Source organism: Streptomyces sp. NRRL F-5123 (genome assembly GCF_000721495.1).
Classification (GTDB): Bacteria; Actinomycetota; Actinomycetes; order Streptomycetales; family Streptomycetaceae; genus Actinacidiphila.
In genome coordinates, this window is sequence record NZ_JOHY01000021.1 from 49,262 (window position 1) to 62,462 (window position 13,201).

Sequence of the window (13,201 nt, forward strand, 5' to 3'; positions counted from 1 at the left end):
GGACGAGGCAGAGGTGACGACGACCGAGCAGAAGGCCGCGCAGGACGCGGAGCCGGATTCCGCGGAGCCGGAGCCCGCGGGGGCGCCGGGGGAGGGGGCTGCCCCCGCGGATGCGGATGCGGATGCGCCGGCGGATGCGGGCGAGAGCGAGAGCGCGGGCGAGGACGCGGGCGAGGCCTGGTGGCGCGCCCGGCTGCGGCTGCCCGGGGTCGTACGGCGCAACCCCCGGCGGGCCGCCGCCCTGGTCGCGATCGCCGCCCTGCTGCTCACCGGTGGCGGCTTCGGCTACGCGGCCCAGCAGCTGAAGTCCCCCGCCGCCGCCCGCAACCGCGCCCTCACCGACACCGAGGCGACCAGCAGGCTCACCGGCGAGATCAGCGGCGCGCTCGGCCGCGTCTTCGCGTACACGCCCGACGACACGCAGTCCACCGAGCAGGCCGCGCACGACAGCCTGGAGGGCGCGGCGGCCGGGCAGTACCGGAAGCTCTTCGCGCAGATCCGCGACCAGGTCGCCAGCCAGCAGCTGACGCTGAGCACCCGGGTGGTGCGCGCCGCGGTCGTCTCGCTCACCGGCGACCGCGCCCGGCTGCTGGTCTTCCTCGACCAGACCGCCCAGCGCGCGGGCAGTGTGCCGACCACCGCGGCGGCCCAGCTGTCGGTGTCCGCCCATCTGGTGGGCGGCCACTGGAAGATCGACCAACTCACGGCCCGGTAGGAGAAGCCCCGATGGCACGCACGCCGCAGTCCGCCCGTACCGCGTCCGGCACGCCGGGCACCCCGCCCGGCGGCGGGACCGGTACGGGCCGCCGCCCGCTGCTCGCGGTCGCCCTCGCCCTCGCGGTGGCCGCGGCCGTGGCCGCCGCGATCACCGGCTGGTCCTGGTACGGCGCCGCGCACGACGACGACGCCTCCTTCGCGCGCACCCGGGACACCGTCCTGGCCGCCGCCGAGCAGGCGGTGCAGAACCTCAACACCCTGGACCACGGCGACCTCGACCACGGCCTGGACATCTGGGAGTCCTCCACCACGGGGGATCTGCACACCCAACTCACGCAAGGGCGGGCCGACTTCGCCAAGCAGGTGCAGCAGGCGCAGACGACGACCACCGCGAAGGTGCTCTCCGGCGCCGTCACCGAGCTGGACACCAGGACGGGCAGGGCGAGCGTGATGGTCGCGCTGCGGATCACCGTCCAGGCGCCGAGGCAGCAGCCCGCCGTCAAGGAGTCGCGGATGCTCGGCGAGCTGACGCGTACCGCGGCGGGCTGGAAGCTCAGCGCGCTCGGCCAGGCCCCGACCGGCGAGAGCGACCCCGGCGCCGGTGCCGGCACCGTTCCTCCCGGTACGGCGACCCCGGCCCCCACGGCCACCACCCCTGAGCCCACCGCGAGCCACTGACGGCCGTACGCGAGAGGACCGACGCGCCATGTCGACCACCCGTCATCTGATCAACCGGCAGCGCAGGCTGGCAGCGGTGTCCGCGGCGGCGGAGGAGCGCGCGGCGGACCGCGAGGCCGAGCCCGCGGGGGCCGTCCGCACCCAGTCGGCGGCCCGTGCCCGTGCCCGTACCCGTACGGCGGTACGGCCCCGTACCGACGTCGCGGAGCCGGAGCCCGCGGCGCCCGCGGCGAAACGCCCCGCGAAGGCCACGGCGAGGACGACGGCGAGGACCACGGCCGGGGCCACGGCGAAGAGGGCGCCCCGCGGGCCCTTCCCCGTCGTGCTCGCGCTGCTCGCCGCCGCGACCGTTCTGCTCGGCGGCTTCGCCGCCTTCGCCGCGAGCCGGGCGTCCGGGCTGCACGACTCGGTCGCCGCGCACAACACCGCGCTCACCGACACCGCCCGCACCAGCGAGGTCAAGGGCCAGGTCGCGGAGGCGGTCAACGCCGTCTTCTCGTACGACTACGCCGACCCGGCCCGTACCGACAGCGCGGCCGAGCGGCTGCTCACCGGGAAGGCCGTCCAGCAGTACGCGACCATGCTCGCGCAGGTGCGCGCGCAGGCGCCGACCCGGAAGCTCGTGCTGACCACCACCGTCACCGACACCGGCGTCGACACGATCGACGGCGACCGCGCCCACCTGCTCGTCTACGCCGACCAGCGCAACACCAGCACCGCGAAGGCGGGGGCGGGAAGCACCTACGCCCCGGCCATGTTCGCGGTGGACGCCGTCCGCACCGGGGGCATCTGGAAGATCGCCGCGATCGACACCTTCGGATGAAGGCGGGGGAGTAGCGACGCGGATCCCCGCAACCGGCACTATGGACTGTGAGCCGTGCCTGCAACGCACCCGAAACGGTGTGATGCAATGCTCATGATCCCCCGCCCGGACCAGACGGGGGGAGCGGTGCCTGACCGGCGAGGATGGATGGATATGGATAAGCAGCAGGAGTTCGTGCTCCGGACCCTGGAGGAGCGGGACATCCGCTTCGTGCGGCTGTGGTTCACCGACGTGCTGGGCTATCTGAAGTCGGTCGCCGTCGCTCCCGCCGAGCTCGAACAGGCCTTCGACGAGGGGATCGGCTTCGACGGCTCCGCGATCGAGGGCTTCGCCCGGGTCTACGAGTCCGACATGATCGCCAAGCCCGACCCCGGCACCTTCCAGATCCTGCCCTGGCGCGCCGACGGCCCCGGCACGGCCCGGATGTTCTGCGACATCCTCATGCCCGACGGCTCGCCGTCCTACGCCGACCCGCGCTACGTCCTCAAGCGCGCGCTCGCCAAGACCTCCGACCTCGGCTTCACCTTCTACACGCACCCCGAGATCGAGTTCTACCTGCTCAAGGACAAGCCGCTGGACGGCACCCGCCCCACCCCCGCCGACAACTCCGGCTACTTCGACCACACCCCGCAGGCCGTCGGCATGGACTTCCGCCGCCAGGCCATCACGATGCTCGAATCCATGGGCATCTCAGTGGAGTTCTCGCACCACGAGGGCGCCCCCGGCCAGCAGGAGATCGACCTGCGGTACGCCGACGCGCTGTCCACCGCGGACAACGTCATGACCTTCCGGCTGGTGATGAAGCAGGTCGCCCTGGAGCAGGGCGTGCACGCCACCTTCATGCCCAAGCCCTTCTCGGAGTACCCCGGTTCGGGCATGCACACCCACCTGTCGCTCTTCGAGGGCGACCGCAACGCCTTCTACGAGTCCGGCGCCGAATTCCAACTCTCCAAGGTGGGACGGTCGTTCATCGCGGGCCTGCTGCGGCACGCGGGCGAGATCTCCGCGGTCACCAACCAGTGGGTCAACTCCTACAAGCGCATCTGGGGCGGCTCCCAGCGCATCGCGGGCGCGGGCGGCGAGGCCCCCTCGTACATCTGCTGGGGCCACAACAACCGCTCGGCCCTCATCCGGGTGCCGATGTACAAGCCCGGCAAGACCGGCTCCACCCGCGTCGAGGTCCGCTCCCTCGACTCCGGCGCCAACCCCTACCTCGCCTACGCCGTGCTTCTCGCGGCGGGCATGAAGGGCATCCAGGAGGGCTACGAACTCCCGGCCGGCGCCGACGACGACGTCTGGGCCCTCAGCGACGCCGAACGCCGAGCCCTCGGCATCCAGCCCCTCCCGCAGAACCTCGGCGAGGCCATCGACCTGATGCAGCACAGCGAACTCGTCGCCGAGACCCTCGGCGAGCACGTCTTCGAGTTCTTCCTGCGCAACAAGAAGCAGGAGTGGGAGGAGTACCGCTCCCAGGTCACCGCCTTCGAGCTGATGAAGAACCTGCCGAACCTGTAGGTCCCCCGGGCCGGCTGCTCCGCCCGCGCCCGGCCCGGTCTCCGCGACCGGGCCGGGCGCGGTGCGTCGGCCACCGTCAGGCGTCGGCCACCGTCAGGCCTGGTCACTGTCAGGCTTTGGTCACAGGTCGCGCGGAACGGGAGCTTCCCTCCCACAGCGGACCTACGCTCGCAGGTATGACGATGGGGGACGAACTGCTCCTGCTGGCGATCACGCCGGGCAGGCTGCACAGGGGGATACGCATCCGGTCGCCGCAGCGGCTGCGGCTGGCGTTACGGGCCGCGGAACTCGCGGAGCTGGCGCTCGCCGGGCGGGTCGACGTGGGGGAGCGGCGGATCGCCGTACGGGACCGCACACCGGTCGAGGTGCCCCGGCTCAGCGGCGTGCTGCGCGTCCTCGCCGGCACCGAACCGGCACCGACGCCGGAGGAGTGGCTGCGCGCCGCCCCGCGCTCGCTCCTGGCCGAGTACATCTCCCGGCTCCAGGACCGCAAGGTGATACGCGTCAGGCGGTGGCGCGGCCGCGACGGGCGCACCCGCAACGACATCCTGTCCGCCGACCTGCCGCGCCGCCGTGAGCTGGTGGCCCGGCTGGAGGCGGCGGTCCGCGCCGCGACCGGCCTCGCGGACGACGACCCCGACCTCGCGTACGACCTCGCGCTGGCCGTGCTCGTCCGCAGCGCGGGCCTCGCCGCCGCCGTCCACCCGGGCCCGCGCGGCCTGCCCGCCCGCCGCCGGATGGCCGCGCTCTCCGCTCCCGACGGGGACTCCGGCGCGCTGGGCGGCGCGGTGGCGGCCGCGTACGCCGCGGAGGCCGCTGCCGCCCGCATCCCCGACGTCCACGGGCTCAGCCGGGGCGGCTACGGCGGCAGCGGGGCCGCTGCCGACATGGCCGGGCTCGACGGGAGCACGCCGGGCGGCACCTGGTGACGCGCCGCCGGCCCGCCCCCGTACCCCAACTGCCCCTGCCTCAGGGTCAGTAGAGTGGGCGAGGCCGACAAGCGGCTCCTTGGGGGGAAAGAAATGAGCATGTCCGAACGGCTGCGGCTCAACCAGCTGGTCATCGACGAATTCCGGTCCGCCGCCGGCGAGGTCGGCGGCGACTACTCCGGCGTCCCGCTGCTGCTGCTCACCACCACCGGCCTGCGCAGCGGCGAGCCGCGCACGGCACCGACGACGTACCTCGCGGACGGCGAGCGGCTCGTCGTGTTCGCCGCGAACGGCGGCCGCCCCGTGCACCCCGCGTGGTACCGCAACCTGCTGGCCGACCCCGTCGTGCGCGTCGAGGTCGGCGAGCAGTCGTACGAGGCGACCGCCGCCGTCGCGGACGGCGCGGAGCGCACCCGGCTGTGGCAGCTCCAGGTCGCGGCGGCCCCGTACTTCGCGGGCTTCCAGGAGCGCGCCGGGGACCGCCTCATCCCTGTCGTGGTCCTCACCCGCGCCGCGGGCTGACGCTCTCCCGGAAGAGCCTCGGCCCGCGTCAGGCGGTCGTGTCCCCGGCGCCCAGCGCCGCCCGCTCGGGCGTGTCCGAGCCCGCGGCGCGGGGGGCGGGCTGCGGGCGGCGCGACGGGATGAAGGACGCGAGCAGCAGGGCCAGCAGCGCGGTGCCCGCGCCGACCGCCATGACGGTGCGGAAGCCGTTCTGCGACGGGACGGTGAGCGGTCCGTACGCCATCGTCATCTGGGCCAGCACCACGCCGGCGACCGCGCTGGACACCGAGGTCCCGACGGCCCGCATGAGGGAGTTGAGGCTGTTGGCCGCGGCCGTGTCGGACACCGGCACCGCGCCCATCACCAGCGCGGGCATCGCGCCGTAGCCGAGGCCCACACCCGCGCCGATGATGCAGGACACCAGCACGAGCTGCCAGACCGCGGACATCAGGAGGATGTTCACGACGTAGCCCGCCGCAACCGTGGCCGCGCCCAGCATCAGCGTCGTCTTCGGGCCGCGGGCCCGGGTGATCCGGGCGGAGAAGGGCGCCACGACCATCATGACGAGCCCCTGCGGGGCCAGCACCAGGCCGGTGACCAGCAGCGACTTGCCGAGCCCGTAGCCGGTGTCCTTCGGCAGCTGGAGCAGCTGCGGCAGGACGAGCGACATCGCGAACATCGAGAAGCCGTACGACACGGACGCCAGGTTGGTGAAGAGCACCTGCGGGCGCGCGGCGATCCGCAGGTTCACCAGGGCGTACGGCAGCTGCAGCTGGTAGGCGCCCCACACCAGCAGGACGAGCACGCCGCCGCCGAACAGGCCCAGCGTGGTGCCGCTCGCCCAGCCCCACGCGGCGCCCTTCGACACCCCCAGCAGCAAACACACCAGGGCGGCGGACAGCCCGAGCGCCCCCGGTATGTCGAAGCGCCCTCCGGTGCGCACCTCGGACTCCGGCACCAGTGCCACGACCAGGGCGGTCGCCACCGCGCCCGCGGCGGCGGACACCCAGAAGAGCACGTGCCAGTCGAAGTGGTCGGCCACCAGCGCGGCCAGCGGCAGGCCGAGCGCGCCGCCGACGCCGAGGGAGGCGCTCATCACGGCGGTCGCCGAGGCGAGCTTCTCGGTGGGCAACTCGTCGCGCATGATGCTGATGCCCAGCGGGATCACGCCGGACGACACGCCCTGGAGGGCGCGCCCCACGATCATCGGGCCGAGCGAGTCCGACAGCGCGCACACGACCGACCCGGCGGTCAGCAGCACCAGACTGGCCAGCAGCAGGCGCCGCTTGCCGTGCATGTCGCCGAGCCGCCCGAAGACGGGCGTGGCGACGGCGGAGGCGAGCAGCGTCGCGGTGACCGCCCAGGTGGCGTCGGAGGGCGATGCGTCGAGGAGGTCGGGCAGCTCCGGGACCAGCGGGATGACCAGGGTCTGCATCAGGGAGACGACGATCCCGGCGAAGGCCAGCACGACGACGACGGCGTCGGCGCGGCCGGAGACGACCTTCCCGGGGGGTGCGGGGGTCTCGGACATGGGTTTCGGGCCTCCGGTCTGGACAGCGGGTGCGCGGGCGGATATTTTAAATAAATCGCTTGATTTAAATGTAATGTAGGGAGCCGCGCCCGGCCCGTCAAGCGACCGCAGGTCGGGCGGGGTGCGCGGGCCCGCGCTCGGTAAGGTCGTAGCCATGCCAGCCAGGAGTGTCCGCGCGGAGAAGGTCGAGGCGACGCGGGAGGCGATCCTCGCGGCGGCCGAGCAGCTCTTCGCCGAGCACGGCGTCTACAACATCTCCAACCGGCAGATCAGCAACGCCGCCGGCCAGGGCAACACCGCCGCCGTCAACTACCACTTCGGCAACAAGACCGACCTCGTGCGGGCCATCGCGCGCCGCCACACCGAGCAGATCGAGCGCAACCGCGCCCGCCTGATCGCCCGCACCGAGGGCTCGACGGAGCTGCGCGACTGGGTGGGCTGCATGGTCCGCCCGCTCACCGAGCACCTCGACGCGCTCGGCAGCCCCACGTGGTACGCCCGCTTCAACGCCCAGGTCTCCGCGGACCCGGCCCTCTACGAGGCAGTCGTCCCGGAGATCACCGCGTCCCCCACCCTGCGCACCCTCCTCGACGGCCTCAACGCCTGCCTCCCCGGCCTCCCCGACGACGTCAAGGCCGACCGCGGCGTCATGGCCCGCCACCTCATCGTCCAGATGTGCGTGGAGCGCGAACGCGCCCTGGCGACCGGCACCCCCCTCGCCCACCCCACCTGGTCAGACCTGGCCACCAGCCTGACCGACGCCCTGACCGGCCTCTGGCACGCCCCGGTCACCCGCTGACGCCGCCGGGCGCCGCGTCGATCCAGGCCCGGACCGTCCTGCCGATGCCGTGCGGGCGGGGGGTGACGCCGTGGCGGACGGCGAGGGCCGCGACGAGAGTGAGGCCGCGGTGCGACTCGTCGTCGGGAGCAGCGGCGCGGGGGCGGGGGATCGCGCGGCTCGCGCGGGAGTCGTCGCGGGCACCCGCGTGACGGAGGAGGACACCGGCCCGGCGGGGTCTGCGCCCGGCTCGTGAGCTGGGGCACGGTCCCTGCACGGCGTACACCGGCGACTGCTCGCCCGTCGAGGTCGACGAGAGGGTGCTGGACTCCGCCGCGTACGTGCTGGAGTACGCCTTCGAGAGCTGACCGCGCCCCCGGATTCGGGGCATCGTTGCTGGTCAGCCGGGGTGGGAGCCAGGGCGTGGCGGCTTCCGGGCGGGGGTGTGATTTTTTCATGCCGGGGGGCGGGGGGACTCACGGGGGACTGGTGACTGTGGCACTGTCGCGGGCTTCGGCCGAGTCCGCATCCTGGGGTGGGGCCGGCCGGTGTGCCGGAAACGGATGCCGGTGACGGCTGTTGACTGCGGGGTGATGGGTGTGTATCAGGCTCAGCGGGGACGGAGCGGCGCTCACGAGACGGTGGTCGAGCAGGCCGCCGAGGGGGGGTACTGCTCCGGGTTCGACGCGCTGGGTGGGCATCGGCCGCGGCGGCTCATGACGGGGCTGCGGTCCTGCCGGGCGTGCGGTGACCGGGTGGGAGGGTCCTTACGGGCGCTGCCGCGCCTGTACGCCGCGTGCGAGCACGCGCTGGGGCCGGTGACGAGCGGCTTCCGGCAGCGGGTCAGCGGGAGCAAGAACATGGGCATGGCGCTCAACGAGCGTGCGATGGAGGCCCGCAGCGAGATGGTGGGCGTGCTGGCGTCCTGGGCCGACATGGTGGTCGGCGAGCGGCGCGCGTCCGCGCCGCGCGGGCGGACGGTGCGGGACCTCGCGGGATTCGTCGCCGGCCATCTGGACTGGCTGCTCGCGCACCCGGCCGCCGACGACTTCGTGAGCGAGATCGTGATGGTCGAGGAGGCCGCGCTGCGCGCCGTCGAGGGTGGCGGGACCTCCCGCGAGCTGGGGCGCTGTCCGGAACCCGGATGCGACAGCGCGGTGCAGTCGGGCGTGCTCCCGGGCGGGGACTTCGCGGTGAGCTGCGGCACCGGCCATGTGCTCACCCCGCAGCAGTGGCTGCTGCTCGGCCGCCGGGCGGCGTCGTGAACGCGGCCCGCGCGGTGCCGCCGCGCGTCGTGCCGACGGAACTCGCGGCGCTGGCCCTCGGGGTGCCGCCCGCGACGATACGGAAGTGGGCCAGCCGGGGGAAGCTGACGCGCTACGGGCGGCCCGGACGGGCGGAGTACGACCTCGACGAGCTGTTCGCACTGGCCGAGGCGCGTACGGGCGCCGCGGGCGGCCACGGCGCGGGCGGCGGCGCCGGCGGCGCGGAGCCGGAGGGCCCCGCCGCCGCGGAGCCCGCGTGAGACGCACCCCGGCCCGACCACGACAGCGCGCCACCGGCCGCGGCGGTCCGGCCGCCGCGGCCGGCGGCGCGCCTGCCGCGCCCGGACCCGGACCGGAGCACCCCGCGCCCGGCACCGCGTCAGATGATCCAGCCGGTGTCGTGGGCGATACGGATCGCGTCGATGCGGTTGCGTGCGTTGAGCTTGGTGACGCTGGTGGTGAGGTAGTTGCGGACGGTGCCGAGCGAGAGGCAGAGCATGTCGGATATCTCGTGCGGCTCGGCGCCGGTCGCGGCGAGCTGCAGGACGCTCAGCTCGCGGTCGGAGAGCGGACACTCCCCGGCGTCCCACGCGGCGAGGGCGAGTTCGGGGTCGATGGTGCGCTGCCCGGTGGCGACGCGGCGCACGCACTCCGCGAGCTGGTCGGGCGGCGAGTCCTTGAGCATGAAACCGGTGACGCGCGCGTTGAGCGCGCGGCGCAGCGTGCCGGGCCGCCCGAGGCTGGTCAGGATGAGGGTCCGGCAGGTGGGAAGCCGCTGCTGGAGCTGGGTGACGGCGCTGAGTCCGTCGAGCCCGGGGAGGTCGATGTCGATGACGGCGACGTCCGGGTTGTGGTGAAGGGCTGTCGGGAGGATCTCGTCGCCGCGGCCGATATCGGCCACGATGGTCAGGTCGTCCTCGAGTTCGAGAAGGGCGACGAGTGCTCCGCGGACCATCTGTACGTCTTCGGCTAAAAGAATTCTGAGCTGCCTCATTGCCGCCCCCATAGATCGACAGTGTCCGGTGTCCAGCCGTGCAGTGGTCAGGTTCTGCGGCTTTTACAGCGGTTATGGCGTTTACGCGGAGCGCCGGTGTCCGACGGTATTCCGCAGGACGGATACGACGAGATGGAAGCGGCCGTCCTCCGCGATTCTGGTCGTGACGGTGCCGCCCACCGAGGACACCCTGCGTTCGATGCTCTCCAGCCCCGTACCGCGCCGCGCGGGCACGACGGTGGGCAGCCGCAGCCCGTCGTTGACCAGTTCCAGCCGGACGGTCCGCCCGTTGTCGACGGCCGAGATCTCGCATGCGCGGACATCCCCGTGGCGCAGCATGTTGGTGACTCCCTCGCGCAGCGCGGTGGCCAGGACGGTGTCCTGGGCCTGGGGCAGCGGCCCGCACTCGTTGGAGACGGTCGTCTTGATGTCGGCCGCGGTGAGCAGCGCCTGGGCGGCGGCGGTCTCCTCCGCGAGCGACAGGTCGCGGTAGCCCTGCGCGATGGTGCGGACGTCGGTGATCGCCTGGCGGGTGATGTCCAGGACGGAGCCGATCTCGGTGAGCGCGCGGTCGGGATGGCGGGTGACGAGGCGACCGGCGAGTTCGCATTTGAGGGCGATGGCCGAAAGGCTGTATCCGAGCAGGTCGTGCAGGTCCGAGGCGATACGCAGCCGCTCCTCGGTGACGGCCTTGCGGGCGGCCTCGCGCTGCGTGGTGCCGCCCTGGCCGCGGGCGGCCAGCTGCGCCAGGCGGGCCAGCGCGTAGACGGCGAGGCCGGTCAGGACGGTGGTGGCGGTGTGGGCCGCGGTGGTCGGCCACGGTGTGCGGGCGTACAGGGCGGTGGCGAGCACCAGCGCGGCCGGCAGGGCCGACAGCGCCCATGCGGCCGGGCCCGAGAAGAGCAGCAGACAGGATCCGGCCAGGAACCCCGTGTCGGGGTTCCAGGCGTGGCCGGAGACGGCAAGCGGAATCAGGACGCACGCTGCCTGGGCGCTCAGGGAGAGGAGCTTCCGGCCCCGGCCCCAGCGGGCGGCGCGGGGCGACGAGTGCAGGTGTTGGGTGGCGAAGACGCCCGCGGCGGAGAGGGCGGCTGCGGCCACCTCGGCGCCGGTGGACTGGCCCGCGCACACCGTGACCAGGAAGATGAGCAGCCAGCAGGCGAGCACCGTGGACGTGATCGCGCGGACCTGGCAGGCCGGGGCGCCCGCCGGGGGTGAACCGGGGCCGGGTGACGGGCCGCCGTCACGGTCTGCGGCGAAGAGCATCACAACCTCCGGGAGCGGTGGGTACAGGCGCGGATGCGGAACGACTCGTGACCGGGCTTGTCGCTGTTCTTCCGGCAGGTCCGGCGGGTCTGCCGGGAACGGACGCGGAGCCCCGGACCCTGCTGTCCGGGTAAGGCGCGGAGCTGACGGCGGGTTGCCGGTGGAGCTCTGAGCTGACGGCGGGTCGCCGGTGGGACGCGGAGCTGACGGCGGGTTGCCGGTGGAGCTCTGAGCTGACGGCGGGTCGCCGGTAGGGCGCGGAGCTGACGGCGGGTCGCCGGGTGGGCACGGAGACGGCGGCGGGGACGCTGATGGCGCACGAGCGGGCAGTGCCGCGTCGCCCGTCCCCCCGCGGTGGCGCGGCGGGCCGGGCGCGGACGATCGGCTCGCCCGCTTCGCGGCCTTCCGGGACGACGGTCTCTCGACGTTTTGATTGTCCGCAGTATGCGTGAGGCTCCCGCCCAACGGTAGTCGGGATCCCACATGCGGACAGCCATTCGAGGCCTCCCACGGCGTGTCGCGGAAGGCCCCGGACGGCGACGTGCCAGGTCAGGGCGCGCGACTCCGGGAGCCTCACGAACCGGAGGGCGGCGCGGGTGAATCCCGCGCGGTCCGCGGCGACTTCCCCCCACTGTCCCCATCAATCCCAGCGCCCGCACCAGCCCCGCCCCCCTCCCGCCGCGTCCCGGGACGGCCCCGCGGCCGCACCCGTGGCGGCGCCGCACCGGCGCCGCACCGGCGCCGCGCCCGTCCCGGGGCCGGAACCGGCCGGTCCGGCTTCTCCGGATTGCGGCGGTGGTGGGATAGGTGGTGCGGTGGTGGGCGGGAGGAGTGTGCATGGGCGGGTTTTCTGGAAGAACCCAGTTGTCGACACACGAAGCCGGTACGGTCCCCGCGGCCCGCCGGACGCACGCTCGGGCAGGCCGCCGGGGCCGCCGGGCCTTACCAGGGAGCAGCCATGACCACTGGTCCGATTCTCGACCCGCGAGTTCTCGGCCGTGCCGAGACGGCCCACCGGGCGCTGATGGAAGCCGTGCTGGGGGAGGCCGGGGCGTCGCACCAGCAGTGGATCGCGCTCAACATCAGCACGCTCGGCCGGGCCGAACTGGACCGGGACCGGCTTGTCGCGCGGCTCTCCATCGCGACCAAGACGGACCGCCACGTGGCCGGCGCCGTGGTGGCCGAAATGCTCGCGGCCGGGCTGCTGGTGGCGCTGCCGGGAGCGAGCTGTCCGGTGCGGGCGACGGCCGAGGGGCTGGCCCTCCAGCGCCGGATCCGGGACGTGTTCGACGAGGCGATAGACCGGCTCTACCTGGGAATTCCCGCGGAGGACCTGAGCGTCACCAGCCGCACGCTGGTGGAGGTGACCGCCCGGATCGACGCCGAGCTGATGGAGCGCCCGGCGGTTCCGCGGCCACGCCGGCGTCTCCCGCGGGGCGGCCGGCCGGTCCCGCCGGGGGGCCTGTCATGAGGACCGCCGCGGCGCCCGCGGTGCCGGCCGGGCCCGTACGACCGGGAGACGGGCGGGGATTGACGCCGCGTTCCGGTGCGTGTCACGATTTCCGGCGGCGCCAGATCTGTGTCCTGACTCCGGATCGGCTCACTCCCCCCGAACACTCCCGACCGGCCCCGCGGCCGGTGTGACGGCGTGTCGGGGCACTACCCTGCGGCGCACCTCGCGCCGCTTTTTTCGTGCCCTGGCACAGGGGAGTTGACATGGTTCGTCCGGCTATGTCACGCTACTTCCGGCGGTCGAGCTGTGCCCGGACAACGGACCGGGCAGCTCCCGCCGATTCCCTCACTGCCCAGCCCGTCGCCCCGGCCCTTTTCACCAGGCCCGGGGCGCGGGCTTTTCGTGTTCCCGCTGCCGAAAGGAATCCGCTGTGAGTTCCATTGCCGGAACCTGGGACGTGACCGTGAAATCGCCGGTCGGCGATCTGGCGGTCGTCTACATCTTCACCGACTCCGCGGGCACGGTTGCCGGTACGGCCTCCAGCGAGGCCGAGACGGTGCCGCTGGCGAATGTGGTCAGCAAGGACACCGCGGAAGGCCGGCGGCTCACCTGGAAGCAGTCGGTCACCAAACCCGCGAAGCTCAACCTGGAATTCGACGTCACCTTTGTCGGGGACACCCTCTCCGGGCATTCGAAGGTCAGCCGGCTGCTGCCGAAGATCGGCGTGACCGGATCGCGGCGCGCCTGAGCG

15 protein-coding genes are annotated in these 13,201 nt (G+C 73.4%); 11 read left to right on the plus strand and 4 right to left on the minus strand.

The genetic code is table 11. The annotated features are described in order from the left end of the window. The first annotated feature begins 13 nt into the window (after positions 1–13). From IH54_RS0119145 to IH54_RS0119170, 6 genes are all read left to right on the plus strand, one after another. Positions 14–715 (plus strand): hypothetical protein, encoded by a 702-nt coding sequence (locus tag IH54_RS0119145; RefSeq protein WP_031518298.1) that lies wholly within the window; start codon positions 14–16, stop codon positions 713–715. Positions 716–726: 11 nt separating this feature from the next. After that, positions 727–1,395 carry a nuclear transport factor 2 family protein gene (locus IH54_RS0119150; RefSeq protein WP_234343625.1) on the plus strand — a complete coding sequence of 223 codons (669 nt, stop codon included), beginning with the start codon at positions 727–729 and terminating at the stop codon, positions 1,393–1,395. Positions 1,396–1,423: 28 nt separating this feature from the next. Continuing rightward, positions 1,424–2,218, plus strand: coding sequence for a nuclear transport factor 2 family protein (locus IH54_RS0119155; protein WP_031518300.1), 795 nt, complete (start codon positions 1,424–1,426; stop codon positions 2,216–2,218). Between the two features lie 153 nt (positions 2,219–2,371). Continuing rightward, positions 2,372–3,733, plus strand: a complete 1,362-nt coding sequence (gene glnA / locus IH54_RS0119160) for a type I glutamate--ammonia ligase (protein WP_031518301.1) — start codon at positions 2,372–2,374, stop codon at positions 3,731–3,733. 176 nt (positions 3,734–3,909) lie between these two features. Further along, the gene (locus tag IH54_RS0119165; RefSeq protein ID WP_031518302.1) at positions 3,910–4,662 is read left to right on the plus strand and encodes a GOLPH3/VPS74 family protein; all 753 of its coding nucleotides are present in this window, start codon (positions 3,910–3,912) and stop codon (positions 4,660–4,662) included. Positions 4,663–4,761: 99 nt separating this feature from the next. Then, complete coding sequence (locus IH54_RS0119170) at positions 4,762–5,184, plus strand: nitroreductase/quinone reductase family protein (RefSeq protein ID WP_031518303.1); 423 nt, start codon at positions 4,762–4,764, stop codon at positions 5,182–5,184. A gap of 28 nt (positions 5,185–5,212) precedes the next feature. Here the strand turns inward: IH54_RS0119170 and IH54_RS0119175 are convergent, their stop codons facing one another. Next, complete coding sequence (locus IH54_RS0119175; protein ID WP_031518304.1) at positions 5,213–6,694, minus strand: MFS transporter; 1,482 nt, start codon at positions 6,692–6,694, stop codon at positions 5,213–5,215. Between the two features lie 154 nt (positions 6,695–6,848). On the opposite strand from IH54_RS0119175, the gene IH54_RS0119180 reads away from it, so the two are divergent. Continuing rightward, positions 6,849–7,493 (plus strand): TetR/AcrR family transcriptional regulator, encoded by a 645-nt coding sequence (locus tag IH54_RS0119180; RefSeq protein WP_031518305.1) that lies wholly within the window; start codon positions 6,849–6,851, stop codon positions 7,491–7,493. On the opposite strand, the gene IH54_RS46210 is transcribed toward IH54_RS0119180, so the two are convergent. Then, the gene (locus IH54_RS46210) at positions 7,483–7,863 is read right to left on the minus strand and encodes a hypothetical protein (protein ID WP_031518306.1); all 381 of its coding nucleotides are present in this window, start codon (positions 7,861–7,863) and stop codon (positions 7,483–7,485) included. The two genes, IH54_RS0119180 and IH54_RS46210, sit on opposite strands and share 11 nt — an antisense overlap. A gap of 364 nt (positions 7,864–8,227) precedes the next feature. Between IH54_RS46210 and IH54_RS39975 the strand changes: the two genes are divergently transcribed. Both IH54_RS39975 and IH54_RS46965 read left to right on the plus strand, forming a co-directional pair. After that, complete coding sequence (locus tag IH54_RS39975) at positions 8,228–8,737, plus strand: OvmZ protein (RefSeq protein WP_159011951.1); 510 nt, start codon at positions 8,228–8,230, stop codon at positions 8,735–8,737. After that, complete coding sequence (locus IH54_RS46965; protein WP_234343627.1) at positions 8,734–8,997, plus strand: helix-turn-helix domain-containing protein; 264 nt, start codon at positions 8,734–8,736, stop codon at positions 8,995–8,997. The genes IH54_RS39975 and IH54_RS46965 overlap by 4 nt, the downstream gene beginning before the upstream one ends. A gap of 119 nt (positions 8,998–9,116) precedes the next feature. Here IH54_RS46965 and IH54_RS0119200 read toward each other — a convergent pair whose 3' ends face one another. Then, positions 9,117–9,731: a response regulator transcription factor gene (locus IH54_RS0119200; RefSeq protein WP_031518309.1), complete on the minus strand. Its 615-nt coding sequence runs from the start codon at positions 9,729–9,731 to the stop codon at positions 9,117–9,119. Between the two features lie 81 nt (positions 9,732–9,812). Beyond that, complete coding sequence (locus IH54_RS0119205; protein ID WP_052397631.1) at positions 9,813–10,997, minus strand: sensor histidine kinase; 1,185 nt, start codon at positions 10,995–10,997, stop codon at positions 9,813–9,815. Between the two features lie 958 nt (positions 10,998–11,955). On the opposite strand from IH54_RS0119205, the gene IH54_RS0119210 reads away from it, so the two are divergent. Then, complete coding sequence (locus IH54_RS0119210; protein ID WP_159011953.1) at positions 11,956–12,468, plus strand: MarR family transcriptional regulator; 513 nt, start codon at positions 11,956–11,958, stop codon at positions 12,466–12,468. 412 nt (positions 12,469–12,880) lie between these two features. Next, positions 12,881–13,198, plus strand: coding sequence for a hypothetical protein (locus IH54_RS0119215; protein ID WP_031518312.1), 318 nt, complete (start codon positions 12,881–12,883; stop codon positions 13,196–13,198). Positions 13,199–13,201 lie beyond the last annotated feature (3 nt).

Bases quoted from the DNA above. Each gene is read 5' to 3' on its own strand.
- IH54_RS0119150 (WP_234343625.1), top strand. From the start codon at position 727: ATGGCACGCACGCCGCAGTCCGCCCGTACCGCGTCCGGCACGCCGGGC.
- IH54_RS46210 (WP_031518306.1), bottom strand. From the start codon at position 7,863: ATGCCCCGAATCCGGGGGCGCGGTCAGCTCTCGAAGGCGTACTCCAGC.
- IH54_RS0119200 (WP_031518309.1), bottom strand. From the start codon at position 9,731: ATGAGGCAGCTCAGAATTCTTTTAGCCGAAGACGTACAGATGGTCCGC.
- IH54_RS0119170 (WP_031518303.1), top strand. From the start codon at position 4,762: ATGTCCGAACGGCTGCGGCTCAACCAGCTGGTCATCGACGAATTCCGG.
- IH54_RS0119165 (WP_031518302.1), top strand. From the start codon at position 3,910: ATGACGATGGGGGACGAACTGCTCCTGCTGGCGATCACGCCGGGCAGG.
- IH54_RS0119175 (WP_031518304.1), bottom strand. From the start codon at position 6,694: ATGTCCGAGACCCCCGCACCCCCCGGGAAGGTCGTCTCCGGCCGCGCC.
- IH54_RS0119155 (WP_031518300.1), top strand. From the start codon at position 1,424: ATGTCGACCACCCGTCATCTGATCAACCGGCAGCGCAGGCTGGCAGCG.
- glnA (WP_031518301.1), top strand. From the start codon at position 2,372: ATGGATAAGCAGCAGGAGTTCGTGCTCCGGACCCTGGAGGAGCGGGAC.
- IH54_RS0119210 (WP_159011953.1), top strand. From the start codon at position 11,956: ATGACCACTGGTCCGATTCTCGACCCGCGAGTTCTCGGCCGTGCCGAG.
- IH54_RS0119205 (WP_052397631.1), bottom strand. From the start codon at position 10,997: ATGCTCTTCGCCGCAGACCGTGACGGCGGCCCGTCACCCGGCCCCGGT.
- IH54_RS0119180 (WP_031518305.1), top strand. From the start codon at position 6,849: ATGCCAGCCAGGAGTGTCCGCGCGGAGAAGGTCGAGGCGACGCGGGAG.